Here is a 26162-nt window from a genome sequence, read left to right on the forward strand (position 1 = left end):
GCCTCGCGAGGGTTAATGTCCACAGGCGCTTAGCGCAGTGGCGCACCGCGCACCGGGGCACCGCCGGCCACGTAGTAATCGGCCTGACTGCGCGGCAAGGGTGCCCGCCCGCGGATACGGTCGGCAATCTTCTCGGCGATCATGATGGTCGGCGCATTGAGGTTGCCGGTGGTGATCAACGGCATGATCGAGGCGTCCACCACCCGCAACCCCTGCAGGCCATGCACCCGTCCCTGACCATCGACCACGGCCAAGGCGTCCTCGCCCATCTTGCAGGAGCAGGAGGGGTGGTAGGCCGTTTCGGCATGTTCGCGAACAAAGGCGTCCAGCTCGGCATCGCTGTTCACTCCGGCGCCGGGGCTCAGTTCCTTGCCGCGGTAGGGGTCCAGCGCCGGTTGCGCCATGATCTCGCGGGTGATGCGGATGCCATCGCGGAACTCCTGCCAGTCCTGTTCGGTGGCCATGTAGTTGAACAGGATACTCGGGTCCTGGCGCGGATCCCTGGAGCGCAGTTCGATGCGGCCGCGGCTGGGCGAGCGCATGGAGCCGACGTGGGCCTGGAAGCTGTGGCCGTTGTAGGCGTTGCTGCCGTTGTAGCTGACCGCGACGGGCAGGAAGTGGTACTGGATGTTCGGCCATTCGAATTCCGGCCGGGAGCGGATAAAACCGCCGGCCTCGAACTGGTTGCTGGCACCGACGCCGCTGCCGAGAAACAGCCACTGGGCGCCAATCGGCGGTTGATTCCACCATTTGAGCGCGGGGTACAACGACACCGGTTTGACGCACTCGAACTGCAGGTACATTTCCAGATGGTCCTGCAGGTTCTGGCCGACCCCGGGCAGGTCGTGCACCAGCGGAATCTGCAGCCGCTCCAGCAATGCCGCCGGGCCGACGCCCGAGCGCTGCAGGATCTGCGGCGAGGCAATCGCGCCGCCACAGAGCAGCACCTCGCGGCGTGCCTTTACCGTGAGCGGCTGCGTGGCCTTGCCCGGCAGGTAGGCCACGCCCGTGGCGCGTTTGCCTTCGAACAGAATCCGGTCGGTCAGGGCATGGGTGATGATATGCAGGTTCGGCCGGCTACGGGCCTGGTCCAGGTAGCCGCGGGCGGTGCTGGAGCGCCGGCCCTGGGGCGTCACGGTACGGTCCATGGGGCCGAAGCCTTCCTGCTGGTAGCCGTTGAGGTCTTCGGTGCGCGGGTAACCGGCCTGCACCCCGGCCTCGACCATGGCGTGGAACAGCGGGTTATTGCCGGCCTTGGGGGTGGTCACGCAGACCGGGCCATCGCCACCGTGGTAATCGTTGGCGCCGCTGTCGCGGCTTTCCGCCTTGCGAAAATACGGCAGGCAGTCCAGGTAGCTCCAGTCCTCGAGGCCCGGCAGTTTGGCCCAGCCGTCATAATCCAGGGCATTGCCACGGATGTAGCACATGCCGTTGATCAGGGACGAGCCGCCCAGGCCCTTGCCGCGTCCGCACTCCATCCGGCGGTTGTCCATGTGCGGTTCCGGATCGGTCAGGTAGGCCCAGTTGTAACGCCGTCCCTGCAGCGGGAACGCCAGTGCCGCCGGCATCTGGGTGCGGAAATCCAGGCGATAGTCCGGCCCGCCGGCTTCCAGCAGCAGCACGCTGACCTCGGCATCCTCGCTCAGGCGCGCGGCCAGGGTGTTCCCGGCCGAACCGGCGCCGATGATGATGTAGTCGAATTCCATGGGGCATCCTTAAGAGGAAAGCGGTAAGCAACAAGCGGCAAGCTAAAGCCAAAACCGCTCTGCTGTTGCAGCTTGCAGCTGCTTTTCTTGCTGCTTGCGGCTGCGTCTCTAAAACACCGAGTTGTAGTCGCCCAACTCGACCTGCACCGATTTGATCCGGGTGTACTGGGTCAGGGTCACCAGGCCGTTTTCGCGGCCGACCCCGGACTGCTTGTAACCCCCCACCGGCATTTCCGCCGGCGACTCGCCCCAGGTATTGATCCAGCAGATACCGGCTTCCAACTGGTGGATCACCCGATGCGCGCGATTGAGGTCCTGGGTCACGACCCCGGCCGCCAGGCCGAACTCGCTGTCGTTGGCGCGGCGGATGACTTCGGCCTCGTCGTCGTAGACCAGGATGCTCATGACCGGGCCGAAGATTTCCTCGCGCACTATGGTCATGTCGTCCCGGCAGTCGCTGAACACGGTGGGCGCCACGTAGGCGCCCTGGGCGAACGCGCCGTCGATGACCCGCTCGCCGCCACAGAGCAGGCGGGCACCCTCGGCCTTGCCCTGGGCGATGTACTTCAACACGCTGTCCATATGGGCGAAGCTGACCAGCGGGCCGAAGTTGGTCTGCGCGTCGGTCGGGTCGCCCAGGCGGATGCGCTGGACGCGCTCGAGTACCTTGGCTTCGAAGCGCGCCTGCAAGGCGCGCGGTATAAAGACCCGGGTGCCATTGGTGCAGACCTGGCCGGAGCTGTAGAAGTTGGCCATGACCGCGATATCCGCGGCGCGGTTGAGGTTAGCGTCCTCGAAAATGATCAACGGCGATTTGCCGCCCAGCTCCATGGTGACGTCCTTCAGCGAGGAGCTGGAGGCGCTGGCCATGACTTTCTTGCCGGTGTCGGTGCCGCCGGTAAAGGAGATTTTCTCGATACGCGGGTGTTCGGTCAGCCAGGTGCCAACCTCGCGGCCGCTGCCGGTGACCACGTTGAACACGCCATCGGGCAGGCCGGCGGCGCTGTAGATCTCGGCCAGCTTCAAGGTGGTCAACGAGGTGACTTCGCTGGGTTTGAAGATCATGGCGTTGCCGGCGGCCAGGGCCGGGGCGGATTTCCACAGGGCGATCTGGATCGGGTAGTTCCAGGCACCGATACCGGCCACCACCCCCAGCGGCTCGCGGCGGGTATAGACAAAGGCCGTCTCGCGCAGCGGGATTTGCTCGCCCTCGATGGCCGGCACCAGGCCGGCGTAGTACTCCAGTACATCGGCGCCGGTGACGATGTCGACATAGCGGGTTTCCGACAGCGGCTTGCCGGTGTCCAGGGTTTCCAGCTCGGCCAGCTCGTCGTTGCGCTCGCGCAGGATGTCCACCGCCTTGCGCAGGATGCGCGAGCGCTGCATGGCGGTCATCGCTGCCCAGACTTTCTGCCCCTGCTCGGCGCTGACCACGGCCCGCTCGACATCGGCCTGGGAGGCGCGCTGCACCCGGGCGAGGACTTCCCCGGTGGCCGGATTGATCGACTCGAAGTGCTCGCCGCTGGTGGCATCCACGTAGGCGCCATGGATGTAGAGTTTTTGCAGTTCGAAGCGAGGCATATGGTCTCCAGAGTCTAGGGGGGGCGCGGTCTTGACGGGGCGCGGGGTCAGCCGGTCGGTTTGGCCAGCTGCAGGTCCAGGTAGTTGTAGGCGATGTCCAGTGCTTGCTGGGTGTCGAAGGCCGGGCCGGACAGCGCGCCGCGCAGCCACAGGCCATCGATCAGGGCGGCCAGGCCACGTGCGGCGTTACGTGCCGCGGCCTGGGGCAGCAGGCGCTGCAGTTCGCAGCACAGGTTGGAATACAGGCGGTGGTCGTTGATCCGTTGCAGGCGGCGCAGGGCCGGTTGATGCATGCTGACAGCCCAGAACGCCAGCCAGGTCTTCACCGCCGGGCCATTGACCTGGGTGTCATCGAAGTTGCCGGCGATGATGGCGCGCAAGTGCGCGCGCGGGCTGTCCTCGGTCAGTGCGGCGCGGCGTTCGCGGACCGCCAGGTTGAGGGCGCTCATCAGGTGGCGCATGGTCGCCTCGAGCAGGCCGTTCTTGTCCCGGAAATAGTGGCTGATGATGCCGTTGGACACCCCGGCCAGGCGGGCGATCAGGGCGATGCTGGCATCGCCCATACCGACCTGGTCGACTGCCTGCAGCGTGGCGTTGATCAGCTGCGAGCGGCGGATGGGTTGCATACCGACTTTGGGCATCAGGCTCTCCGGAGCGCGTGAGACGTCGATAAAGTCTAGGTGTTTTTTATTGAACGAACAATCAATAAAAACGACCGGGCATAGCTGAAAGCGACGTGGGCCGTGGCTTGCGGCCCCCGTCGCCGATTTTCGAACGGTCTAGACCACCTGCGACAGCGGCGCGGCGGCGGGTACCGCGGGTTCGCTTTTTTCCAGGTTCTTGCCGAGCAGGGCGTGGTACAGCTCGCTGTCGCCGAGAATGCCGACCAGTTTGCCCTGGTCCTGCAGCATCAGCTTGTGTCCGGTCTGGTAACGGATCTGCAAGGCATCGCGCATGGCGATACGCGCATCGACCAGGGTCGGCTGGTCCTGTAGCGTCCCTAGCGACTGGCCAGGGGCCCAGGCCTGCACCGACAGTTTTTGCTTGCCCTGGCGCAGTTGGGTGACCGCGCCTTCGGCGTTCAGGCCCATCCAGCAATCGCGGCCCTGGTCGAGGCAGACCTCGCCAGCCGCGGTCTGGCACTGCGCCAGCGGACGCATCAGGCTGGAGCCGCGCAGGACGTTGAGCGGGTTGGTGTGGGCGACGAAAAGGCGCACGTATTCATCGGCGGGGTTGAGCACGATGTCTTCCGGTTTGCCGTGCTGAATGATCCGCCCGTCTTTCATGATGGCGATGCGCGTGCCGATTTTCAGCGCCTCGTCCAGGTCATGGCTGACGAACACGATGGTCTTGTTCAGCCGGCTTTGCAGCTCCAGCAGCTCGTCCTGCAGGCCTTGGCGAATCAGCGGGTCGAGGGCGGAGAAGGGCTCGTCCATCAACAGGATATCGGCGTCCATGGCCAGCGCGCGGGCCAGGCCGACCCGCTGTTGCATGCCGCCGGACAGTGCGTCCGGGCGCTTGTGGCGCCACTGGGTAAGGCCAACCAGCTCAAGCTTGTCGTCGGTGAGCTTTTTCCGCTCGGCGCTGGGGCGGCCCTGCATCTCCAGGCCGAAACTGATGTTCTCCTCCACCGTCAGCCAGGGCATCAGGGCGAACTTCTGGAACACCATGGCGATGCGTTTGGTGCGCATGGCCTTGAGCGTGGCGGCCGAGCAGCTGGCGATGTCGACATTGGCGCCTTCATGCTCGATCAGCAAGCGGCCGCGGCTGACGGTGTTGAGCCCATTGATGCAGCGCAGCAGGCTGGACTTGCCGGAGCCGGAGAGCCCCATCAGCACGCAGATTTCGCCGCGCTCGATCTCCAGGTTGGCCTTTTCAACGCCCACGATCAGGCCGGTCTTCTTGATGATCTGATCCCGCGTGAGGCCTTGATCCAGCAGCGCGAGGGCCTCACGCGGGTACTTGGAGAAGACGACGTCTACGTTCTCGAAACGAATCATGCTCATGCGGCAGTCCTCTGTTTGGCTTCGGGCTGCTTGCAGACCCGGTCGAGAATAATGGCCAGCAGCACGATCGCCAGGCCGGCTTCGAAACCCAGGGCGATATCCGCGGTGTTCAACGCGTTGACCACTGGCTTGCCCAGGCCGTCGGCGCCGACCAGGGCGGCGATCACCACCATCGACAGCGACAGCATGATGCATTGGGTGATGCCCGCCGCGATGCTCGGCATGGCATGGGGCAGCTCGATGCGTGTCAGCAACTGGCGGCGCGAGCAGCCAAAGGCCTTGCCGGCGTCCAGCAGCTCGTGGGGCACGTCGCGGATCCCCAGGTAAGTCAGGCGGATCGGCGCGGCGACGGCGAAGACCACGGTGGAAATCAGTCCGGGCACCACGCCCAAGCCGAACAGGGTCAGGGTCGGGATCAGGTAGACGAAGGTCGGAACCGTCTGCATCAGGTCGAGGACCGGCTGCATCACGGTGTAGAAGGTGGGCTTGTGCGCCGCATAGATCCCCAGCGGTACGCCTATCAGCACGCAGACCAGGGTGGCGAACAGCACCTGGGCCAGGGTTTCCATGGTTTCCTGCCAGTACCCCAGGTTGAGGATCAGCAGGAAGGACAGGACGCAAAACAGGGTCAGGCCCCATTTGCGCTGGATCAATTGGGTCAGCAGGCCGAACAGGCCGATCAGCGCCAGCGGGTTGAACCAGGTCAGGCCGAAGGTTACGCCATGGATCATCAGCTCCAGGCCATCGGCAAAGGCGTCGAAATAATCGGCACCGTGCTGGGTCAGCCATTCGACGAAGTCGGCGATGACCTGCCCGAGGGGTATTTTGTGATCAGTCAGTATGCTCATGGACATCCACACGCAGGAGGGAAACGGTAAGGCACGGCGGTGCCGGGCCATCCCCGAGCGCCCTGGGCGGCGCTCGGGGGCGGGCGGTTCTACTGCGCCAACTTGGCTTTAGCGACTTCCAGGGCTGGTTTGCCATCGCGGCTGGTCACGCCGGCCAGCCAGGCATCGAGCGCCTGGGGATTGGCCTTGATCCAGGCCGCGGCCGCTTCAGCCGGCTTCTTGTTGCCGTTGAGCACCGCGTCCATCAGCGAGTTTTCCATGTCCAGGGTGAACACCAGGTTGGTCAGCAGCTTGCCGACGTTGGCGCATTCCTGCACGTAGCCCTTGCGGACGTTGGTGTAGATGGTGGCGCCGCCCAGGTTGGGGCCGAAGACGTCATCCCCGCCTTCCAGGTAGTGCATCTTGAAACGGCTGTTCATCGGGTGCGGTTCCCAGCCGAGGAACACCACCCACTGGTCGCGCCGTTCGGCCCGTTGCACCTGGGACAGCATGCCCGCCTCGCTGGACTCGACCACCTTGAACTTGCCCAGGTCGAACAGGTTCTTGTCGATCATGCCCTGGATCAGGCGGTTGCCGTCGTTGCCCGGCTCGATGCCGTAGATCTTGCCGTCCAGCTTGTCGGCGAACTTGGCGATGTCGGCGAAGGTTTTCAGGCCCGCCTGGTAGGCCGCGTCCGATACGGCCAGGGTGTATTTGGCCCCTTCCAGGTTGGCCCGTACGGTTTCCACGCTGCCCTTGTCGCGGTACGCCTTGATGTCGTTTTCCATGGTCGGCATCCAGTTGCCGAGGAAGACGTCGATGTCCTTGTTCTCCAGCGACTTGTAGGTCACCGGCACGGAAATCAGGTTGGTTTTGGCGGTGTAACCCAGGGACTCGAGCACCGCGCTGGTGACCGCGGTGGTGACGGTGATGTCCGTCCAGCCGACGTCGGCGAAACGGACCGTGCTACAGGACTCCGGCTCCGCCGCCTGCGCCAGCAGGGGCAAGCTCAGGGACGCGGCCAAGAGCAATGATGTGCAACCTTTCATGGGCGGACTCCTCTTCGGTTTTTATCGGCAGGGCTCGATGGAGCGCAGGTGCCGTTTTTTCTAATGTGCGGGCATGCGGGTCATCGACTGCGCACTTCACCATCACCCAGCCTAGCGGTCGAGTCGAGCCCGATCATGGAACAGGCCAAAACAAACGCCTACAGGGGGGGTCGTATCCAGTGCAGCCGGCGTCGTATCCAGCATGGGTGGTGTCGCAGATGACGATTTCGCACGCGCTTGGAGGGTCCGCGAGGCCCGCATGCCCATCCAAAGATGGGCCACGGGACGAGCACCGGACGATGCGCCTTGGGCCTGTTGACACTGGCCACGCGCGCCGCGTTGCCGAGAAGAATGGCCCCAGGCCAGGGGCGGGACATCGGCACCCCTCCAGCGTGGCGGTGCACCCTGTGGGACGCGCTCTTGCGCCGGAGGGGGCGGATTACAGGGATCGGCCTACCCCGGCTTCGGCCAGAGGGCGGGCCTCCTACCAGAGGGGGGAGGGCATGATCATCCCTAGGCACGTCGCGCAGTAGCGTCTGGGCCCCTTTGGCGTGCAACCCCTGTGCATCGTATCAACAGGCCCGAGCCGGTCGGGCGTGCGTCAGGCCGGTTCAGAGGCCGAGTTTGGCCTTGACCGCTTCCAGCCCGGGTTGGCCGTCGTAGGTGGTCACACCGGCCAGCCAGCCATCGAGGACCTGGGGATTGGCCTTGAGCCAGGCCTTGGCGGCTTGGCGGCGGTTGACGTGTTCATTGAGCACGGCATCCATCAGCTGGTTTTCCATCTCGACGTTGAATACCAGGTTGCCGAGAAACTGCCCGACATTCGGGCACTCGCGGGCATAACCGGCACGTACGGTGGTGTAGACGGTGGCGCCGCCGAAATTGGGGCCGAAGAACTCGTCGCCGCCATCGAGGTAATGCATCTTCACCCGGTTGTTCATCGGATGGGGCGCCCAGCCGAGGAAAACGATCCACTTGTTCAGGTGCTGGGCGCGCAGCACGTGGGCCAGCATGCCCTGCTCGCTGGATTCGACGACCTGGAACTTGCCCAGGCCGAAGCTGTTCTTGGCGATCATGTCGGTCAGCAGCTTGTTGCCGTCGTTGCCCGGCTCGATGCCATAGAGTTTGCTGTCGAACTGGTCGGCGTGCTTGGCCAGGTCGGCGAAGGTGCGTACCCCGGCCTCGTAGGCCGGTGCCGTGACGGCCAGGGTGTATTTGGCGCCTTGCAGGTTGACCCCCAGGCTGTCGATGCTGTTGTTGGCCAGGTAGGGCTTGAGGTCGTTTTCCTGGGCCGGCATCCAGTTACCGAGGAAGATATCGAGCTTGCCCTCGCTCAACTCCTTGTAGGTCGCCGGCACCGACAGGCGCTTGGCCTTGGTCACGTAGCCCAGGGCGCCGAGAACGATACGGGTGGTGGCGGTGGTCATGGTGATATCGGTCCAGCCGACATCGGAGAAGTGCACCAGCTTGCAGCTTTGCGGTTCCGCGGCGCGGGCCAGGCCCGGCAAACTCAGGCAGAGAGATAAACAGGCGACGGCAAAGCCTTTCATGCGTGGTACTCCTTGGGGATCATGGGCTTGGATCGCTCAGCCAGGTTGCCCGAGCGGGGTGGGACACGCCAGCCGGGCGGCGGATCCGCCGCCGCCCTGCCGGTCGCGGGTTACTGCAGCCCCAGCGACGCTTTCACCGCGTCGAGGCCGGGTTGTCCATCGCGCGTCTTGACCCCGGCAAGCCAGGCGTCCAGCACCTGCGGGTGGGTCTTGAGCCAGGCTTTGGCCGCGCGACGTGGGGTTTCCTGTTGATTCTGCACGGCGTCCATCAACACGTTTTCCATCTCCAGGCTGAACTCCAGGTTCTGCAGCAGTTGGCCGACGTTGCTGCACTCCTTGGCGTAGCCAACGCGGGTGTTGGTGTAGACGGTGGAAGAACCGTATTCGGGGCCGAAGATGTCGTCACCGCCTTCGAGGTAGCGCAGTTTCATGCGGGTGTTCATCGGGTGCGGTTCCCAGCCCAGAAACACCCGCCATTGCTTGAGGTGCATGGCACGGCCGACATTGGCCAGCATGTGTTTTTCGTTGCTTTCGATCAGTTTGAACTTGCCCAGGCCAAAGGTATTCTCGGCGATCATCTTGGCGATGCGCTTGTTGCCGCTGCCCGGGTGGATCCCCTGGATCTCCCCGTTCAGCTCGGTACTGTACTTGGCGATGTCGGCGAAGCTGTGCAGCCCGGCGTCGTAGACGTAATCGGGCACCGCCAGGGTGTATTTGGCCCCCAGCAGGTTGGCGCGCAGGGTTTCGCTGCGGCTGCCATCCGGCGACGGTTGGCTGCCGGCCGGCACCCAGTTACCGAGGAACACATCAAGGGTATTGTCCTTCAGGGCCGCGTAGGTTTCCTGGGAGGTGCGCTGAGTGGCCTGGGTGGTGTAGCCCAGGGAGGACAACAGAAAGCGGGTGACCGCGTTGGTCACGGCGATATCCGCCCAGCCGATGTCACCGAAACGCACCAGCTTGCAACTGTCGGGTTCCGCGGCCGTGGCCAGCAGAGGGGTGCTGAGGCACAGCGTCAAACAGAAAGAGGTTATGCCTTTCATGGGGGATCCTTAAAACAAGAGAATGCGTCGGCGCGACGCGCATGTCGGGTTCGGCTGTGCATGCAGCGCGCCAGTGCCGCGATGATGGAACAGGCTGAGCGCTGCGCCTACCGATCAGGTCGCATTTGAGGTCTGACAGGTCGTATCCAGCATGGCGCAGCGCGTTCGAGTCATTTTAGCTGGCTCCAGCCTGGACCGGGACGACGCTTGTAAGCATGGACAAGTCGGTGTGGGGCCCCGCCGCGCCGCGACAAAGGCCGAAGATGGGCCATCGCCGGTCCGGGTATGCCGGACCCTGTCAGCGGGGGCTTGTCGCCCCCGCCCACCCGCGGAGCAACCATGGCCATCAGCGTGTTCGACCTGTTCAAGATCGGTATCGGACCTTCCAGTTCGCACACGGTGGGGCCAATGCGGGCCGCGGGCTTGTTCGTCGAGGCCCTGCGCACTGCCGGGCTGTTGTCGCAGGTGCGGCGGGTCGAGGTGCGCCTCTATGGTTCGCTGTCGGCCACCGGGGTCGGCCATGGCAGTGACAACGCCGTGCTGATGGGGCTGATGGGGGAATGGCCCGACAGCATCGATCCGGCGTCGATCGCGTCGCGTATCGCCGACCTGCGGGCCAGCGCCAGCCTGGTGTTGGGCGGCGAAGTCGAGGTGCCGTTCGACTGGGCGCGGGACCTGCTGATGCTGGAAGAAAACCTGCCGTACCACCCCAATGCCATGACCCTGATCGCCGAAGGCACCCGCGGTGAACTGCACCAGGACACCTATTACTCCATTGGCGGCGGTTTTGTGGTCGATGCGGCCCAGGCGGCCAGCGGTGCCTTGGATCAGGACAATACGCAGCTGCCCTACGAGTTTTCCAGCGCCGCCGAGTTGCTCGAACTGTGCCGGGTCCACGGCTTGCGGGTGTCGCAACTGATGATGGCCAACGAAAAGGCCTGGCGCAGCGAAAGCGAAATCCGCCAGGGCCTGATGCGCCTCTGGCAGGCCATGCGCGACTGCGTGGACAACGGCCTGCGCCACGAGGGCATCCTGCCCGGCGGGCTCAACGTCAAGCGGCGTGCAGCCAAGCTGCACCGCAGCCTGCAGGAACTGGGCAAACCCAATGTGATCGGCTCGACCCTTAGTGGCATGGAGTGGGTCAACCTGTTCGCCCTGGCGGTCAATGAGGAAAATGCCGCCGGTGGGCGCATGGTCACCGCACCGACCAACGGTGCCGCCGGCATCATTCCGGCGGTGCTGCATTATTTCGTGCGGTTCAGCCCGGCGGTGACCGAAGCCGACGTCACCGATTATTTCCTGGCCGCGGCGGCGATCGGTATCTTGTGCAAGAAAAACGCCTCGATCTCCGGTGCCGAAGTCGGCTGCCAGGGCGAGGTCGGGTCGGCCTGCGCCATGGCGGCGGCGGGGCTGGCGGAGATCCTCGGGGCCACGCCCGGGCAGTTGGAGAACGCCGCCGAAATCGGTCTGGAACACAACCTGGGTTTGACCTGCGACCCGGTCGGCGGCCTGGTCCAGGTACCCTGTATCGAGCGCAATGCGATCGCTGCCGTCAAGGCGATCAACGCCGCGCAAATGGCCATGCGCGGCGACGGCGAACACTTCATCTCCCTCGATCGGGTGATCCGCACCATGCGCGACACCGGCGCCGACATGCACGACAAATACAAGGAAACCTCCCGCGGCGGCCTGGCGGTCAGCGCCATCGAGTGCTGATCGCGTTGCGCGATTTGTGTTCCTGTCTGCCGGCCGCGCCATTTTTTGGCGCAGTCGCCGTCATCCTGGCGCGATCTTTCAGCGGTACGCCGCGCCTGGGGTGACAGTCGTTTCTTCGGCGCCGCCGGCATCCCGGTAAAGTGCTACCAAAGTGCTCAGTGGGGGCTGCAGGCCTTGAGCTAGACAGGCTTGAGCAGTTAACCCGGTCCCTCGCCGCCGCGCCGGCTAGACGCATTGCGGCGTCGTTTTTAGGTTTTATTGAATAACTGTTCAATCTCGGCATGGCATTTGCGTTGTGCTCTGCCAAGTGCCGGGCAGTGGGCGTCGTGACGCACCTGGCAAAAATTATAAAAAGATCAAAAAACAAGAGCCTCGCCTGAGGCCAGCCATAGCTGCTTTGCGTGAGGAGATAGCGATGTCACCGTTCAATGCCGGAACCCAAACCCGTGCCCCGCAATCCATCGGCTTTTTGCTGCTGGACAATTTCACCCTGATTTCCCTGGCCTCGGCGGTCGAGCCGCTGCGCATGGCCAATCAGCTGTCCGGTCGTGAGCTGTACCGCTGGACCACCCTGACCCTCGACGGCGGTCAGGTCTGGGCCAGCGACGGGCTGCAGATCACCCCGGACTCGTCGGCGGCCAACGCCCCCGCGCTGGACATGGTGATCGTCTGCGGTGGCATCGGTATCCAGCGCAGTGTCACCCGCGAACACGTCAGCTGGCTGCAGGGCCAGGCGCGGCAATCGCGCAAGCTCGGCGCGGTCTGTACTGGCAGCTGGGCCCTGGCGTGCGCCGGCCTGCTCGACGGCTTCGATTGCAGCGTACACTGGGAGTGCCTGGCGTCGATGCAGGAGGCCTTTCCACGGGTCGTGATGAGCACGCGCTTGTTCACCCTGGACCGCAACCGCTTCACCAGCTCGGGCGGTACCGCGCCGCTGGACATGATGCTGCACGTGATTTCCCGCGAGCATGGTCGTGAACTGTCGGCAGCCATTTCCGAGATGTTCGTGTATGAACGTATCCGCAACGAGCAGGATCACCAGCGGGTGCCGCTCAAGCATATGCTGGGCACCAACCAGCCGAAGTTGCAGGAAATCGTCGCGCTGATGGAGGCCAATCTGGAAGAGCCGATCGACCTGGACGAGTTGGCGGTTTATGTCGCGGTGTCGCGGCGCCAGCTGGAGCGGCTGTTCCAGAAGTACCTGCACTGCTCGCCGTCGCGTTATTACCTGAAGCTGCGCCTGGTGCGGGCGCGTCAGTTGCTCAAGCAAACGCCTATGTCGATTATCGAAGTGGCTTCGGTCTGCGGTTTCGTCTCCACGCCGCATTTTTCCAAATGCTACCGCGAATACTTCGGCATTCCGCCGCGCGACGAGCGCATGGGCTCCAACACGTCACAGCAGGTGGCGTTACTGCCCATTCCGCAAACCTTGGTCCTGGCACCGATGTCCGGCGCCCTGACCGCCCTGAGCCAGGCGCGCAACGAGTCGACCTTCGCCAGCGTCAGGCTCTGAGCGGCCGGCAGGGCTGGCGCCTCAGCTAGACCGGCGGCTGTTGCGGTCGCCGTTACCGCCGTATGGCAGGTCTGGTCGCGACTGCGCGGCGGGGTGTTGAAACTCTGCCTCCGTCAGCTTGAACGGGATCCCGTCATTGTTGAACGCCAGGCGCGCCGCGCGCCCCGCGAGACCTTGTCCAGCACGCTGAAGTGATCCAGGCCTTGGGCGGCGATGCAGCGCAGCAGCGGGTTCTGGTTGCGCTGGCAGAGCTCGGCCAGGTCCTGGCTGTTGGCCGGTTGTTCGCGGCCCTCGATCCGGCAGGCGGCGCTGCTGGTCGTCCAGGTAGTCGATGCGTAGGAACAGGTTCGCCGGCGGATCCGGTAACGGCCATGGGGCGCTGGCGTGCTGTGTTATCAGCGCAGTGACGCCTGACCCCGTCTGCCTCAGGGGAGGCTGAGCGTCAACCAGATCCTGTCGGACGGGTGCGCGCCGGCCCTGTTGGGCGCGCACTATAACGCCTGACCGGCAGCCATGCCGAGACCCCTAGGGGCAAGGCCGTCCCCAGGGTGGGGACGGCGGGCGGCGGTTTTTTACTGGCTTTTGATCCCGCGCAGGTAGGCGGCCGGTTCGGCACCCAGGTTGTTCAGCAGGCGCTCGCTGTACCAGTCGACGAAGTTGACCACGCCGAACTCATAGGTCTTCGAGTAGGGCCCCGGCTGGTAGGCCGTGGAGTTGATCCCACGCTGGTTTTCCTCGGCCAGGCGACGGTCCTGGTCGTTGGTGGCGTCCCAGACTTCGCGCATGCGCGCCACGTCGTAGTCCACCCCTTCCACGGCGTCCTTGTGCACCAGCCACTTGGTGGTGACCATGGTTTCCTGGGCGCCCAGGGGCCAGACGGTGAAATTGATGATGTGGTCGCCCATGCAGTGGTTCCACGAATGCGGCAGGTGCAGGATACGCATGGAGCCCAGGTCGGGGTTCTGGATCCGCCCCATGAGTTTCTTGCAGCCCGGCTGGCCGTCCATGGTCATGGACACCGTGCCCTTGAGCAGCGGCATGCGCACGATGCGGTTGCGCAAGCCGAAACTGGCGTGGGCGTAGGGGATCTTTTCCGCGTCCCAGGCGGCGGCCGAGGCCGCCACGTGATCCTTGAAGGCCTGGTCGGCGCGTGGGTCGGTGACGTCGTCCCACTCCAGCAAGGTCTTGAGCAACTCCGGGTGCGAGCCGCTGCAGTGGTAACACTCGCGGTTGTTTTCCAGCACCAGTTTCCAGTTGGCCTTTTCCATCAAGGTGGTCTGCACCGCCACCTTGGTGTTTTCCATGTCGTAGGGTTCCATGTAGTGCGCCAGGGTGGCGAGGAACTCGTCGATGGCCGGCGGGTTTTCCGCCAGGGAAATAAAGATGTAGCCGCCGGCGGTCTTGACGTTCACCGGTTTCAGGCCGTACTGCTTCATGTCGAAGTCGGCGCCCATCTCGGTGCCGGCGAACAGCAGGCGGCCGTCCAGTTCGTAGGTCCACTGGTGGTAGTGGCAGACCAGCTTGGCGACCTTGCCCTTGTCGCTGGTGCACAGCCGCGAACCGCGATGGCGGCAGACGTTGTGGAAGGCATGCACCACGCCTTCGGCGCCGCGGATGATGATGATCGGGTTCTTGCCGATCTGCAGGGTCAGGTAATTACCCTTGGCCGGGATCTCGCAGGTCATGCCGGCGATCAGCCATTCCTTGTGGAAAATCTCCTGCATGTCGATATCGAACAGGCGCTCGTCGCTGTAGAACGGCTGCGGCAACGAAAAGGTGCGCTCGCGGTTTTGCAGCATGTCGGCGGTGGCCTTGCGTGCAGGCTCCAGCGGATCGCCCAAACTCAGGGTTGTAGTGACGTCCATCGGTTAAATCCTCAGGGCCGCAGGCGGCGGCCGGTGAAAGTGGCGGATACGGTTGCAACGCAAGGCGGGCGCGGTCGCTCGACAGCGCTGGTGCCGGAGCTGATGATGGCGTCGGGGCAAGACTGCCCCGAGGGTCCGGCTTGGAGCGAGTGTGGCGGCCGGCGCGTGTACGGCCTTATCCCTGGGCGACATGGCCGAATCCGTTCCCGACGCCCCAGGGCTGATGGTACGGGGCCGGTCGCGATAAGCATGTGGATGTCGCAGATAGGTAAGTGGTCACCCAGGGCCTTGCGCAAACTCCCTGGCAAGCAGGCCGGCATTCGGCCGTGGAGATGAGTATGTCCAGCAACTTTCTGAATCCGGTCAACACCCAGACCTGGGCCAACGGCCGCCACCTGGTGCGCTGCGTCAAGGTGATCCAGGAAACCTGGGACGTGCGGACCTTCTGTTTCATGGCCGACCAGCCGATCATGTTCTTCTTCAAGCCGGGGCAGTTTGTGACCCTGGAGCTGGAGATCGAGGGGCAGCCGATCATGCGCTCCTACACCATCTCCAGCTCGCCTTCGGTGCCCTACAGCTTTTCCCTGACCATCAAGCGGGTGCCCGGCGGCAAAGTGTCCAACTGGCTGCACGATAACCTCAAGGAAGGCGACGAGCTGGCTGTGCATGGCCCGGTCGGGCTGTTCAATGCCATGGACTTCCCCAACGACAAGGTGCTCTACCTCAGCGGTGGTGTCGGTATCACTCCGGTGATGTCCATGGCACGCTGGTTTTTCGACACCAATGGTGCGGTCGACATGGTCTTTGTGCACAGTGCGCGCTCGCCCAAGGATGTGATCTATCACCGCGAGCTGGAACATATGGCGTCGCGGATCAACAACTTCAGCCTGCATATCATCTGCGAAAAGCATGGGCTGGGCGAAGCCTGGGCCGGCTATCGGGGTTACCTGAATCAGCTGATGCTCGAGTTGATCGCGCCGGACTTTATGGCGCGGGAGATTTTTTGCTGCGGCCCGACCCCCTATATGACCGCGGTCAAGCGGCTGCTGGAACAGAACGGTTTCGACATGCGCCGTTACCACGAGGAGTCCTTCGGCGCCACGCCGCCCGAGGCCCGCGCCGATGCCATCGAGCATGCCGAGCAGGCCGCGGACGCGCCAGTGCTGGATGCGGCCGACCTCTACCAAGTCGAGTTCAGCAGCACCGGCAAGAGCATCCGCGTGGCCCCGGGCGAGACGGTGCACGCCGCGGCGGCCAAGCTCGGGCTGCATATCCCCAAGGCCTGCGGCATGGGCATTTGCGGCACCTGCAAGGTGATGAAGACCGCCGGCGAGGTGGACATGGAACACAACGGCGGTATCACCGACGACGACCTGGCCGAGGGGTATATCCTCTCGTGCTGCAGTGTGCCCAAGGGCGATGTCTGCATTGATTTCTAGCCTCGGCCTACGGGGAACGCCCAGCGCCTAACCGCGTTGCGGGGCCCGGGCGTCGTGCCAGTCGATCGCTGCTAACGCAGGCATGGCGGGCCGGGCAGATCTACTCCTTCAGGTATTTGTCGTGGATCGCCTGGTAGCGCCCGCTCTGTTTGAGCTGTTGCAGTCCCACATTGAAATCGTCGCGCACCTGTTGGTTGCGAAACACCGGGCGGTAATCGTTCGGCTCAAGTTGCACGAAACGATGCTCCTCGACCGGCCGCAAGCTGTAGCCGCGGTGGTTTTTCAGGCGCAGGCTGTAATAGCGGAAAATGCTGCGGTCGCTGAGCACCACGTCATGGCGTTCCTTCTCCAGGGCCAGCACCTGGGTCTCCTGATCGGCTTGCTCATGGTAATTGCCGGCGGCGATGACGGGCGCCAGCCATAGCGGATAGCGCTTGGAGGCGCCCTGAAACGCGATGACCCGCAGACCGGCGAGGTCGGCAGGGGTGCGGATTTGCAGGTGGCGGGCCTGCAGCGTGACGAACACATTGTCATAAAACACCGCTGGATCGCCGTAATGCGCGCCATAGGGCGTCAGGTCCTGGCCCAAGTCGGTCATTGCGGCGTCCACCTCGCCATTGATAAAGGACAACGGCACCCGGGCAAAGGGGTAAAAGCGCGGTGCCAACCGATGACCGCGGTAGGCCAACGCCTCGCCGATCACCTCCAGCTCGATGCCGGAACGGGTTTCCGGGAAACAGAACGGTGGGATTTTCTCGCCAAAGGCCATCAGCACCTCACTGGCGTGCAGCTCGCTGGCGAAGAGAGTCAGAAGAAGCGCTACCACCCGACACCGCATTGGGAATCCTTTAGTGCAGGGCTTCACGGCAAACGGCCAAGCCTGTCGCTACCCTAGCAAAAAGTGCAGGGAATCAGGGATGTTTGCGACCGGTTGTTCGAGCCCGCGGCGGCGCCGGTAAGGGGGCACAAGCCAGTGTCCCGCTCGCTCAGAGCTCAATCCCTTATCAACACAGGGCTTGCGGCCAATCTGCCGCGACCTGGCGATCGCCTGGCCCGGCTGGAATAGCCCCGGGGCGAGGGACGTGGTCCTCCAGCCCTAGGGTCGGCAGACAATGCGTTGCTTGCGCCGCACACTGGCGAATTTGCAGGGGAGTTATCATGGCAACACGTCTGCTGATGCTGGTCTTGCTGCTGTTGGCGGGCTGTGCGCAAAACCCGGCACAGCTGCCCTTGTTCCAGGCGACTGAGCGGAGTTCGCCGAGCCTGCAATACCTGGGCGTGGGCGGCTATTTGCTGCGCTGGCAAGGCGAAGCCCTGTTGTTCGCCCCCTCGTTCAGCAACCCGGCGACCCTGGGTTTGCCACCGCTGCCGGTGCAAGCCGATCCGGCCACGATCGACCGCCTGATGCCGCCGGCCGCGGACGTCAGCATGCTGCTGGTCGGCCATGCCCACTACGATCACCTGCTCGACGTGCCCCATGTGCTGCTGCGGCACACGCCCAAGGCCAAGGTCTATGGTTCGAAAACCATGGGCCATATCCTCGCGGCGGCGATCCCGCGTGAACGTATCGTCGATGCCGAGGCCCTGATGGCGGACGGATCGCGCCCCGGCCGATGGTGGTTTTCACCCAACCGGCGCGTCCGCGCCATGGCCATTCGCAGCGAGCATGCGCCACACCTGTGGGGCCTGAAATTTCTCGGGGGTGAGTACCAGGCCGACCTGGCCGAGTTGCCCCGTTCGGTCATGGGCTGGCGGGAAGGCCAGACCCTGGCCTGGCTGGTGGATCTGCTCGATGAACGGGGCGAGGTGCGTTATCGCCTGCACTACCAGGATGCCGCCAGCACCCCGCCGCTGGGGCTGCCACCGCAGCTGCCGGACGGTAGGGCAGTGGATGTGGCGATCCTCTGTGCCGGCGCCTGGGACCAGGTTCCGGCGTACCCGCGGGTGCTGCTCGACCGGCTGCGGCCACGCCTGGCGGTGGTCGGGCATTGGGAAGATTTTTTCGGCAACGACCCACGCCAACCCGAGGGCCTGCGGCTGCAGGACCTGCGGGGTCTGTTGGCAGTGACCCGGGCCCACCTGCCTGAAGGCGGCGAGCTCAGGCTGCCGGTGCCCTTTGCCCAGATCCCCTTGCCGGCGCCCTTGCCCTGAGCTTGCCCCTGGGCTCGGTCATTCGACGACGAAACTGCGACTGACCGCGCTATAGGGGTGCAGGGCGAAGGTGAAGGGCGCCTTGCGCGTGCCACTGTGCGTCAGGCGATAGGTGCCGGCGGTTGCGCTGGCGTCGATGTCCCATTCGACGGTGGCCTGTGACGTGCCCCAAAAACCGTCGATGCGTTTCCAGCGAAAACGCGTGGACCAGTCGTTGTCGTTGGCGACGGTCAGCCATTGGCCATTCACCAGGCGCTGCACCTCGAGAAAGCTGCCCATGGTGCGCAGGTCATTTTTCGGGTGGCCGGCCCAGAACACCGCCTGGGCGGTTTGCCCGCGGCCGTAGCGCAGCGCCGGCTGGCTCACCGGGTCGCCGATCTTCTTGAACACCGGCGGCTGGTCGTGCACCACGCCGGTCTGCAAGGTCATCTGCTGGTCCTTGAGGTCGCGCGGGCGCGGTTCGTCGGTGCGCGGCAGCGGTTCGCCGCTGGCCAGGCTGACCGCCTGCTCGTGCAGCGCCTGGCGATAGGCGGCCAGGGTCCAGGGTCCGAAATGGGTGGAGCCGCCCTCGTAATGGCCCAGGCGGTACTCTTCGTGGGTGGTGACGTAACCGGCGTAGGCGTTGCTGTAGCCGGCCACCACCAGATGACGCAGGCCGGTGCCGGGCACGCTGGCCACCGTGGCGCGCAGGCGGCGCCCGGCCATGATGGTGAACTCACCCGGCACCGCCAGCAGCCCCAGTTGGCCGACGCGCAGGATCGACACCGGCAACACTTCCGGTGACCAGGGATAGGGCTTGAAATTGCCCTGGGCCAGCAGCAAGCCGCGTGGCTGGTGGCAGGCTTTCTGTTCGTCGGTCGGGGCGGTCAGCACCGCGGTCAGGGCCTGCCAGAAGAGGTTGCCCTGCAACTGGCCTTCCTTGAAAAAATCCAGGCCACGGCCGTCCTCGGTGCCAGCGGCAAAGCCGTAGCCCAGCGCCGCGGTACAGGTGCGGTGGGTCTGGCCGTCCTCGGTGAAGGCACCCGTGACCGTCTGGGCACTCAGGTCATAGTACTTGTGGCGGTAGTTGATCGGTCCGCTGAGCGGCTCGCTGGCCTGGTCGAAAAGTTGCCGGGCCAGGTCGTGCTGCCGTTGCCCGATCATGCGCACGCTCTGTTCCGGTGTGTCGCCGGGGCCGGTGCCGTCGAGTCGCAGGTTGGGGGTCATATCGCCGGCATTGCTTTGGGCAAAGGCGGCGACAAAGGCGTTTTCGTCATAGCGGTTGCCCACTTCCTGTTTTTCGAACAGGTACTCGGCATAACCCTTGTTGTCGCCAGAGAGCAGGGTATTGGTGTTGGGCAACGACACCCCGTGGGTGGCGAACCAACTGATCATGCCCACCGCTTGGCCATTCTTGACCAGTTTGAGCACGGTCATTTCCGGATCGGTATCCGGGTACTGGCCCGCGTCGAGGTTGCGGTAGTAAGCCTCCTGGCTGCGGTTGGCGTTGGCGCCCCACAGCTCGCCGCGATTGAACAGGATATGCCCGGGGGCAAGGTCGCGGTGGGCGCGGTCGATGGCAGCGACTATGCCGTTCACCTGGGCGTCGAAGGTTTGCTTGATATAACCCTTGGTGGTGATGTTGTAGAGCGCGTAGTGGGAGTGTCCGCCCGCCGCGGCATGGGTGTGGGTGGCGCTGATCACCAGGTTGCGTTCGTTGTAGAGCATGCCGTAGCGGCGATTGAGCGCCGCGGTCACGCCCTGGGTCACGCCCTGGAAGGTCGCGCCGCTGTCGATGTTGACGAACACCACCCGGTTGCCGGTCGTCGGGTCGGCCACTATGTAGGCCCGCGCCCATTGTCGGTCGTGGATCCCGCTGGCGATCTGGTCCAGGGCGGCATAACCGAACAGGCTCACCTCGGCGGCGGGGCCGGTAATATCATAGATGCCACGGCCGATCAGGTAGTTGTCGGAGTAGGCCAACGCCGGCGCGGGGGGCCAGAGCAGGGCGGCCAGCAGCAGGCAGGGACGGATATTCACGGACGGCTCCTTCTGGTTGTTAACAGGATGGGCGCGGCCTTTGAACAGGGCATTGCGGTGTTGCTTTCCGGGGCAGGCCAGGCCAGATTGAGACTATAGTGCCAAAATATGGGGGTGTCAGTTCTCGACCAATTGGACAGCTTTTAGCCAGGCCTAAAGTTGGGACCTCGGCCTTCGGGTTGACGGCTCAGGCCTGTCCGCCAAGGTCGGTACGCTGCGCTGCAGCACCCGGCTTTGCTGGTGCTGGGCGATTCCTGTCGGCGTTTTTGCGGCGCAATGCCGCGTGCTAGAGCCCGGCGCTGTATGTGACGTTTTTTTGATAAGGAAAAAACTACGTCTATACCTACGCCTTCACGCATAGCCCTGGCGACGCACCATCCTGTGAGCCTGCTGACGTGAGCATGCTTCTGCCCGCTACCCGGCGGCAGGGGCTGTCTCGGAGAGATCCTCCGACTTTACTAGAACAATATGGAGATACATCTCAATGCAGAGGAATTTTGCAGCGCAATCGTTTTTGCTCACCGCTCTCGCCCTTCCCATTTCCGCATTCGCCGCCAGCCTGGTGGACGTCGGCAGTCTGCCGGCCCAGCGCTCGCTCGCCGGTCCCGCGGACTTGCACGCGACCCTGGGGGTCAGTGCCGAAGAGTTGGCCGTCGAACGCCGCGGCAACCTGGACAATGGCGCGGTGATTACCCGTTACCAGCAGTTCTACAACGGGGTGCGGGTCTGGGGCGAAGCCATTACCGAAGTGAAGGCCGCCGGGGCGAAGAACAGCGCGCGCAGCGGACGTTTTGTCGCCGATATCGACAGCGACCTGGTGGCCGGCGCCACCCCGACCCTGTCCGCTGATCAAGCCCTGAGCCAGGCCAAAAGCCTCAAGGCCGCAGGGGTAGAGACGCTCAACGACAAGGCCGAACTGGTGGTCCGGTTGGATGCGCAGAACATCGCGCAATTGGTCTATGTGGTGTCGTTTTTCATTCCCGGCGAGGCGCCCTCGCGTCCTCATGTGATGATCGAAGCCAACAACGGTCAGGTCCTGCAGCAGTGGGAAGGGCTCAACCACGCCGAAGCCACCGGCCCGGGCGGTAACGCCAAGACCGGCGCCTACAGCTACGGTACGGACTACGGCCCCTTGCTGGTGACCAAGGACTGCCGGATGAACAGCGGTGACGTGATCACCGTCGACCTGAAGAACAGCTCGAACAACGCCAGCAAGACGGCGTTCCAGTTCGCCTGCCCGTTCAACGACTACAAGGCGGTCAACGGCGCGTTCTCGCCGCTCAACGATGCCCACTACTTCGGCAACGTGGTGTTCGACATGTACAAAAGCTGGTTTGGCGGCCTGCGGCCGATCAGCCAGAAACTCTATATGAAAGTGCATTACGGCAAGAACTACGAGAACGCCTTCTGGGATGGCGAAGCCATGACCTTTGGCGACGGTGCCAAACGCTTCCACCCGCTGGTGGCTTTGGATGTGGTGTCCCACGAGGTCAGCCACGGTTTTACCGAACAGCACTCGGGCCTGGTGTACGAGGGCGAGTCGGGCGGCATGAATGAAGCCTTCTCGGACATGGCCGGTGAGGCCGCCGAGTATTTCATGAAGCACAAGAACGACTGGAAGGTCGGTTACGACATCTTCAAGGGTGCCGGTTCCCTGCGTTACATGGATGACCCGACCAAGGATGGCAAGTCCATCGGCCATGCCGCCGACTACTACGACGGTATCGACGTGCACCACTCCAGCGGCGTCTACAACAAGGCGTTCTACCTGCTGGCCAAGACCACCGGCTGGAATACCCGCAAGGCGTTCCAGGTGTTCGTCGACGCCAACCGCTTCTACTGGACCGAGACCAGCACCTTCGACAAGGGCGCCTGCGGGGTGATCCAGTCGGCGCAGAACCGCAGCCTGGGTTCGGCCGATGTGGTCGCGGCCTTCAAGCAGGTTGGCGTTACCTGCCCGACCTGGGACTGAAGCACCGCTTGAGCGAGGCAAGGGTCAAGCTCCGGTTTGAGCCTGTATAAGGAAACCCGTCTCCCCGGAGGCGGGTTTTTTTTGCCTCCAACAATGCACACCGGTCATTGGCTGTGGCGCGGATCAACTGGCCGGTGGCGCGAGTTTGTTCTGCAGGATCCGCTGGTAGGGGGGCGACTCGCGCTGGCGGGCGATCTCGTTCCAGAGGCGCTGCGCCAACTCAGGCCTTTCGCGTACCAGGGCTTTCGACAGCATCAGGTAATAGGCCTTGCTTTCCAGCGGTTGTGGCAGTTTTTCCAGCGTCAGGGCCAACTCGGGGTGGGCCTTGAGCACGAAGTCCGCGCGCAGGCTTTGCAGCGCGGCGGCTTGGATACGCTTGCCCTTGAGCATATTGAGCAACGCCAGGGGGTCGCGACTGGTTTCGTCGACTTCGGCACCGTGGCTCAGCAGAAAATCGACGATGGAAAAGCCGCTGAGCGAGCCGATCTTGCCGGAAAGGCCGCTGAAGGCTTCGCCATTCCAGTTCACCGTTGTGCCAGTCCGGCGGTACAACGAGTATGCCGAGGTGTGCAAGCGCCGGCTTTCATCCAGCTGGCCGTTCGGCAGGCTGGGGTAGACGCCCATGGCGAGACGCTCGGTCTTGAAACTGGCGGCGAACGCGCCGTCGTAATGGCCTTGCTCGAGGCCGGCCAGGCAGCGTTTCCACGGCATGGCCTGGCGCTGGATGCGCAGCCCGAGCGCTTGTTCGACCAGGATCAACAACTCCTGGTTAAGACCGCTGCCATCGGTCATCACCCAGGGAAAGGAGTCCTTGTCTTCGTAGCAAAAGGTCAGTGTGGCCGCCTGGCAGAAACTGCCCAGACTCACCAGCAACCACGCGCCGATCCATCTCGACACCATGCAGGACTCCGCAGTGGTAAGCGCGGTTCGTCCTGGATCCGCCAAAGGTTGGCTGCGCCCACGACTGCTGGTGGGCGCTCACCTGGGCAGTATAGGCAGCTGCGGGCCTGCGAGCGCTAGGTCTAGGCCAGCGTGGCCTGGTGCTTTTTACTCAGGCGCTCGACCGCCATGCGGTAGGACCCCTGAATCAGCGCCTGCAGGTCCGGGTCGGGCAGGCTTTGCACGTCCACCACCGTGATCCAATGAAAACGCTGCATATAACGCGCGGGTTTGATACCCGGTTGATCGGTCAGCTCGAGAAAGCGCTCAGGCGTCACGCGAAAACTGAAGCGACCCCGTTCCGGGTCGCTGGTCTTGTAGTAGGCGAATTGGTTGCCGTGCACCTCGAACAACTGGATGTTGCCTGGGCTGGCGACCAAACGCTCGGCGCAGCCTGGCAAGGCGCGGCAGAACTGGCTGACATCGTCGAGGGTCATGGGCAATGGCCTGGCGTGAATTCAGGGACCTTCTATACCACAGCACGGTCGCTGCCGCGTTGGCTGAGGGTGTGAACCGCTCTGGCACGGGGCTTTTTAGGGTCAATGACAACGGAATGTCCTGGTTTCCCCCGGGGCTTTTCTTTATCGTACGCGCCCGTTCAGAACGCTCGAGTGCTCGTCATGTTGGAAACATCCCTGGGTCAATTGGAACAACTGGTCAACGACCTGCTGCAGCAGAACCAGGCACTGCAGGCGGACGCCACGCGACTGGGCGCCGAGCTGGCACAGGTCAAGGAAGAGAACGAGACCCTGCAACTGAGCCTGCTGGAGCAGGAGGAGCAACAAGGCGCCACCGCCGCGCGGATCCAGGCGCTGGTCGAGCGCGCCAGCGGCGTCGCCCGCCCCGCATGAGCGACAGTCCGTCCACGTTGATCAGCATCCTGGGCAACGAATACCGGATCAAACTGGTCGAGGGCCAGGAGCAACTGGTCGGTGCCTCGGCCCGGCTGCTTAATCGCGCCCTGGGCGAGGCGCGCGAGCACTACCCGACATTGAGCGGGGAGCGCTTGCTGGTCATGGCCGCGCTTAACCTGTGCTCGCGCCAGGTGGAGCTGCAGCAACAACACGACGCCCAGTTGCAGCGCTTCGACGCGAAGGTCTGCGCGACCGTCGAGCGACTGACCCAAGCGCTGCGGTCGGCCTGACCCAGCGCGCGGCCAGCCTCAGCTTGCCGCCATCACCTGGCGGATATCGGCGGCCAGTTCGCGCACCCGTTCTTCCTCGGTGTCCCAGGAGCACATAAAGCGCGCGCCGCCGTCACCGATAAAGGTATAGAAGCGCCAGCCGCGGGTGCGCAGGGCTTCCAGGGCGGGCTCCGACATCTGCAGGAACACGCCGTTGGCCTCGACCGGGAACATCAGGCTGACGCCCGGGATATCCCTGACCAGTTCGGCCAGCAGGCAGGCGCAGCGGTTGGCGTGACGGGCGTAGCGCAGCCAGGCATCGTCCTGCAGCAGGCCGACCCAGGGCGCCGACAGGAAACGCATTTTCGAGGCCAACTGGCCGGCCTGTTTGCAGCGGTAGTCGAAGTCCTCGGCCAGCGCCTTGTTAAAGAACAGGATGGCCTCCCCCACCGCCATGCCGTTTTTCGTGCCGCCGAAACACAGCACGTCCACCCCGGCTTTCCAGGTCAGCTCCGCCGGCGTGGCGCCGAGGAAGGCGCAGGCATTGGAAAAGCGAGCGCCGTCCATGTGCAGGTGCAGGCCCAGTTCCCGACAGGTTTCGCTGATCGCCCGCAGTTCCTCGGGGCGGTAGGCGGTACCCACTTCGGTGGCCTGGGTCAGGGTCACCACCCGCGGTTTCGGGTAGTGGATGTCCTGGCGCTTGAGGGCGATCTCGCGGATGGCCGCCGGGGTCAATTTGCCGGCTACGGTCGGCGCGGTCAGCAGCTTGGAGCCGTTGGAGAAGAACTCCGGCGCGCCGCATTCGTCGGTTTCGACGTGGGCAGTCTCCGAGCAGATCACGCTGTGGTAGCTCTGGCACAGGGCCGACAGCGCCAGGGAATTGGCCGCGGTGCCGTTGAAGGCGAAAAACACTTCGCAGTCGGTTTCGAACAATTTGCGAAAGTGATCGGCGGCCCGGGCGGTCCACTGGTCGTCGCCGTAGGCGCGTTCATGGCCCTGGTTGGCCAGGGCCATGGTGGCCCAGACTTCCGGACAGATGCCCGAATAGTTGTCGCTGGCGAATTGTTGACTCTGATCGGTCATGCCGGTCTCCGTGCAGGCGTTGCGGGTGAGGGGACTGCCCGCGTCGGGTGGCGGACTTGGCTGTACTGTACGCCAGGAAGGGCGACCAGCGATTAGTCTCGCGCGACATTTGCGTGTGTCGGCGGCCACCGCAGGTCCGCTGCAACCGCCGTGGTTGCGGCTATTGTCTGTGCACGCCAAACGATGTCGCAAACGCACTCCCCCGTGGCGTGCATAGGCATCTGACCGCGCAGTGCCGGCCATACCATCGCAACCACAGGGGCCACGGCCCTCGACGACACAACAGGCGTGCCACCGCCGCCGCTGGGAGAACCGAGATGTTCAGCAAAAACGACCAGATCAAAGGCTATGACGACGAACTGCTGAAGGCGATCAACGCCGAAGAGGCGCGTCAGGAGCACCATATCGAGCTGATCGCCTCGGAAAACTACACCAGCCAGCGGGTGATGGAAGCCCAGGGCAGCGGCCTGACCAACAAGTACGCCGAAGGTTATCCGGGCAAGCGTTACTACGGTGGCTGCGAACACGTCGACGTGGTCGAGCAGCTGGCGATCGACCGCGCCAAGGCGCTGTTCGGCGCCGA

At 64.1% G+C, this 26162-nt stretch carries 21 protein-coding genes and 1 pseudogene; 8 read left to right on the forward strand and 14 right to left on the reverse strand.

Annotated features, from left to right (window positions below):
• Positions 1–29: 29 nt before the first annotated feature.
• The 8 genes from betA to choX (ABWY06_RS18380) form a co-directional block, all read right to left on the reverse strand.
• Complete coding sequence (gene betA / locus ABWY06_RS18345; protein ID WP_353927018.1) at positions 30–1706, reverse strand: choline dehydrogenase; 1677 nt, start codon at positions 1704–1706, stop codon at positions 30–32.
• 108 nt (positions 1707–1814) lie between these two features.
• Positions 1815–3287, reverse strand: coding sequence for a betaine-aldehyde dehydrogenase (betB, locus tag ABWY06_RS18350; RefSeq protein WP_353927019.1), 1473 nt, complete (start codon positions 3285–3287; stop codon positions 1815–1817).
• A gap of 47 nt (positions 3288–3334) precedes the next feature.
• Complete coding sequence (betI, locus tag ABWY06_RS18355; protein ID WP_353927020.1) at positions 3335–3928, reverse strand: transcriptional regulator BetI; 594 nt, start codon at positions 3926–3928, stop codon at positions 3335–3337.
• Positions 3929–4066: 138 nt separating this feature from the next.
• Positions 4067–5293 (reverse strand): choline ABC transporter ATP-binding protein, encoded by a 1227-nt coding sequence (choV, locus tag ABWY06_RS18360; protein WP_353927021.1) that lies wholly within the window; start codon positions 5291–5293, stop codon positions 4067–4069.
• Positions 5290–6141 carry a choline ABC transporter permease subunit gene (gene choW / locus ABWY06_RS18365; RefSeq protein WP_353927022.1) on the reverse strand — a complete coding sequence of 284 codons (852 nt, stop codon included), beginning with the start codon at positions 6139–6141 and terminating at the stop codon, positions 5290–5292. The genes choV and choW overlap by 4 nt, the downstream gene beginning before the upstream one ends.
• Positions 6142–6230: 89 nt before the next feature.
• A complete protein-coding gene (locus tag ABWY06_RS18370; protein ID WP_353927023.1) occupies positions 6231–7169 on the reverse strand; it encodes a choline ABC transporter substrate-binding protein in 939 nt (312 codons plus the stop codon).
• Positions 7170–7780: 611 nt separating this feature from the next.
• On the reverse strand, positions 7781–8719 hold the full coding sequence (choX, locus tag ABWY06_RS18375; RefSeq protein WP_353927024.1) for a choline ABC transporter substrate-binding protein: 939 nt from the start codon (positions 8717–8719) through the stop codon (positions 7781–7783).
• 110 nt (positions 8720–8829) lie between these two features.
• On the reverse strand, positions 8830–9759 hold the full coding sequence (gene choX / locus ABWY06_RS18380) for a choline ABC transporter substrate-binding protein (RefSeq protein ID WP_353927025.1): 930 nt from the start codon (positions 9757–9759) through the stop codon (positions 8830–8832).
• Positions 9760–10098: 339 nt separating this feature from the next.
• On the opposite strand from choX (ABWY06_RS18380), the gene ABWY06_RS18385 reads away from it, so the two are divergent.
• The gene (locus ABWY06_RS18385; protein WP_353927026.1) at positions 10099–11475 is read left to right on the forward strand and encodes an L-serine ammonia-lyase; all 1377 of its coding nucleotides are present in this window, start codon (positions 10099–10101) and stop codon (positions 11473–11475) included.
• A 415-nt stretch (positions 11476–11890) separates the two neighbouring features.
• A complete protein-coding gene (gene gbdR / locus ABWY06_RS18390; protein ID WP_353927027.1) occupies positions 11891–12988 on the forward strand; it encodes a choline metabolism transcriptional regulator GbdR in 1098 nt (365 codons plus the stop codon).
• A gap of 572 nt (positions 12989–13560) precedes the next feature.
• On the opposite strand, the gene gbca is transcribed toward gbdR, so the two are convergent.
• Positions 13561–14853, reverse strand: a complete 1293-nt coding sequence (gbca, locus tag ABWY06_RS18395) for a glycine betaine monooxygenase oxygenase subunit (protein WP_353927028.1) — start codon at positions 14851–14853, stop codon at positions 13561–13563.
• Positions 14854–15191: 338 nt separating this feature from the next.
• On the opposite strand from gbca, the gene gbcB reads away from it, so the two are divergent.
• Positions 15192–16292, forward strand: a complete 1101-nt coding sequence (gene gbcB, locus ABWY06_RS18400) for a glycine betaine monooxygenase reductase subunit (protein WP_353927029.1) — start codon at positions 15192–15194, stop codon at positions 16290–16292.
• A 100-nt stretch (positions 16293–16392) separates the two neighbouring features.
• Here gbcB and ABWY06_RS18405 read toward each other — a convergent pair whose 3' ends face one another.
• Positions 16393–17118: a substrate-binding periplasmic protein gene (locus ABWY06_RS18405; RefSeq protein ID WP_353927030.1), complete on the reverse strand. Its 726-nt coding sequence runs from the start codon at positions 17116–17118 to the stop codon at positions 16393–16395.
• Positions 17119–17450: 332 nt separating this feature from the next.
• On the opposite strand from ABWY06_RS18405, the gene ABWY06_RS18410 reads away from it, so the two are divergent.
• Positions 17451–18443, forward strand: coding sequence for an MBL fold metallo-hydrolase (locus tag ABWY06_RS18410; protein WP_353927031.1), 993 nt, complete (start codon positions 17451–17453; stop codon positions 18441–18443).
• A gap of 18 nt (positions 18444–18461) precedes the next feature.
• Here ABWY06_RS18410 and ABWY06_RS18415 read toward each other — a convergent pair whose 3' ends face one another.
• Positions 18462–20462, reverse strand: a complete 2001-nt coding sequence (locus ABWY06_RS18415) for a neutral/alkaline ceramidase (RefSeq protein ID WP_353927032.1) — start codon at positions 20460–20462, stop codon at positions 18462–18464.
• 484 nt (positions 20463–20946) lie between these two features.
• Between ABWY06_RS18415 and ABWY06_RS18420 the strand changes: the two genes are divergently transcribed.
• Entirely contained in the window at positions 20947–22434 is a 1488-nt protein-coding gene (locus ABWY06_RS18420; protein WP_353927033.1) for a M4 family metallopeptidase, read from the forward strand.
• A 123-nt stretch (positions 22435–22557) separates the two neighbouring features.
• Here the strand turns inward: ABWY06_RS18420 and ABWY06_RS18425 are convergent, their stop codons facing one another.
• Positions 22558–23334: a substrate-binding periplasmic protein gene (locus ABWY06_RS18425; protein ID WP_353927034.1), complete on the reverse strand. Its 777-nt coding sequence runs from the start codon at positions 23332–23334 to the stop codon at positions 22558–22560.
• 122 nt (positions 23335–23456) lie between these two features.
• Positions 23457–23810, reverse strand: a complete 354-nt coding sequence (locus tag ABWY06_RS18430) for an MmcQ/YjbR family DNA-binding protein (protein ID WP_353927035.1) — start codon at positions 23808–23810, stop codon at positions 23457–23459.
• Between the two features lie 183 nt (positions 23811–23993).
• Between ABWY06_RS18430 and ABWY06_RS18435 the strand changes: the two genes are divergently transcribed.
• Both ABWY06_RS18435 and ABWY06_RS18440 read left to right on the forward strand, forming a co-directional pair.
• Positions 23994–24224 carry a hypothetical protein gene (locus ABWY06_RS18435; protein ID WP_353927036.1) on the forward strand — a complete coding sequence of 77 codons (231 nt, stop codon included), beginning with the start codon at positions 23994–23996 and terminating at the stop codon, positions 24222–24224.
• Positions 24221–24517, forward strand: coding sequence for a cell division protein ZapA (locus ABWY06_RS18440; RefSeq protein ID WP_353927037.1), 297 nt, complete (start codon positions 24221–24223; stop codon positions 24515–24517). The genes ABWY06_RS18435 and ABWY06_RS18440 overlap by 4 nt, the downstream gene beginning before the upstream one ends.
• An 18-nt stretch (positions 24518–24535) precedes the next feature.
• On the opposite strand, the gene ABWY06_RS18445 is transcribed toward ABWY06_RS18440, so the two are convergent.
• Positions 24536–25579 carry a threonine aldolase family protein gene (locus ABWY06_RS18445; protein ID WP_353927038.1) on the reverse strand — a complete coding sequence of 348 codons (1044 nt, stop codon included), beginning with the start codon at positions 25577–25579 and terminating at the stop codon, positions 24536–24538.
• 317 nt (positions 25580–25896) lie between these two features.
• On the opposite strand from ABWY06_RS18445, the pseudogene glyA reads away from it, so the two are divergent.
• Positions 25897–26162, forward strand: a pseudogene (gene glyA, locus ABWY06_RS18450) (serine hydroxymethyltransferase); the annotation flags it as partial.

This window comes from Pseudomonas sp. (assembly GCF_040514055.1).
Classification (GTDB): domain Bacteria; phylum Pseudomonadota; class Gammaproteobacteria; order Pseudomonadales; family Pseudomonadaceae; genus Aquipseudomonas.

Excerpts from the sequence above, each read along its gene's own strand:
- choW (WP_353927022.1), bottom strand. The coding sequence starts at position 6,141 with ATGAGCATACTGACTGATCACAAAATACCCCTCGGGCAGGTCATCGCC.
- choX (WP_353927024.1), bottom strand. The coding sequence starts at position 8,719 with ATGAAAGGCTTTGCCGTCGCCTGTTTATCTCTCTGCCTGAGTTTGCCG.
- ABWY06_RS18425 (WP_353927034.1), bottom strand. The coding sequence starts at position 23,334 with ATGGTGTCGAGATGGATCGGCGCGTGGTTGCTGGTGAGTCTGGGCAGT.
- ABWY06_RS18420 (WP_353927033.1), top strand. The coding sequence starts at position 20,947 with ATGCAGAGGAATTTTGCAGCGCAATCGTTTTTGCTCACCGCTCTCGCC.
- ABWY06_RS18440 (WP_353927037.1), top strand. The coding sequence starts at position 24,221 with ATGAGCGACAGTCCGTCCACGTTGATCAGCATCCTGGGCAACGAATAC.
- betA (WP_353927018.1), bottom strand. The coding sequence starts at position 1,706 with ATGGAATTCGACTACATCATCATCGGCGCCGGTTCGGCCGGGAACACC.
- ABWY06_RS18410 (WP_353927031.1), top strand. The coding sequence starts at position 17,451 with ATGGCAACACGTCTGCTGATGCTGGTCTTGCTGCTGTTGGCGGGCTGT.
- choV (WP_353927021.1), bottom strand. The coding sequence starts at position 5,293 with ATGAGCATGATTCGTTTCGAGAACGTAGACGTCGTCTTCTCCAAGTAC.
- betI (WP_353927020.1), bottom strand. The coding sequence starts at position 3,928 with ATGCCCAAAGTCGGTATGCAACCCATCCGCCGCTCGCAGCTGATCAAC.
- ABWY06_RS18435 (WP_353927036.1), top strand. The coding sequence starts at position 23,994 with ATGTTGGAAACATCCCTGGGTCAATTGGAACAACTGGTCAACGACCTG.
- ABWY06_RS18445 (WP_353927038.1), bottom strand. The coding sequence starts at position 25,579 with ATGACCGATCAGAGTCAACAATTCGCCAGCGACAACTATTCGGGCATC.
- ABWY06_RS18385 (WP_353927026.1), top strand. The coding sequence starts at position 10,099 with ATGGCCATCAGCGTGTTCGACCTGTTCAAGATCGGTATCGGACCTTCC.
- ABWY06_RS18430 (WP_353927035.1), bottom strand. The coding sequence starts at position 23,810 with ATGACCCTCGACGATGTCAGCCAGTTCTGCCGCGCCTTGCCAGGCTGC.
- ABWY06_RS18370 (WP_353927023.1), bottom strand. The coding sequence starts at position 7,169 with ATGAAAGGTTGCACATCATTGCTCTTGGCCGCGTCCCTGAGCTTGCCC.
- betB (WP_353927019.1), bottom strand. The coding sequence starts at position 3,287 with ATGCCTCGCTTCGAACTGCAAAAACTCTACATCCATGGCGCCTACGTG.
- gbcB (WP_353927029.1), top strand. The coding sequence starts at position 15,192 with ATGTCCAGCAACTTTCTGAATCCGGTCAACACCCAGACCTGGGCCAAC.
- gbdR (WP_353927027.1), top strand. The coding sequence starts at position 11,891 with ATGTCACCGTTCAATGCCGGAACCCAAACCCGTGCCCCGCAATCCATC.
- choX (WP_353927025.1), bottom strand. The coding sequence starts at position 9,759 with ATGAAAGGCATAACCTCTTTCTGTTTGACGCTGTGCCTCAGCACCCCT.
- gbca (WP_353927028.1), bottom strand. The coding sequence starts at position 14,853 with ATGGACGTCACTACAACCCTGAGTTTGGGCGATCCGCTGGAGCCTGCA.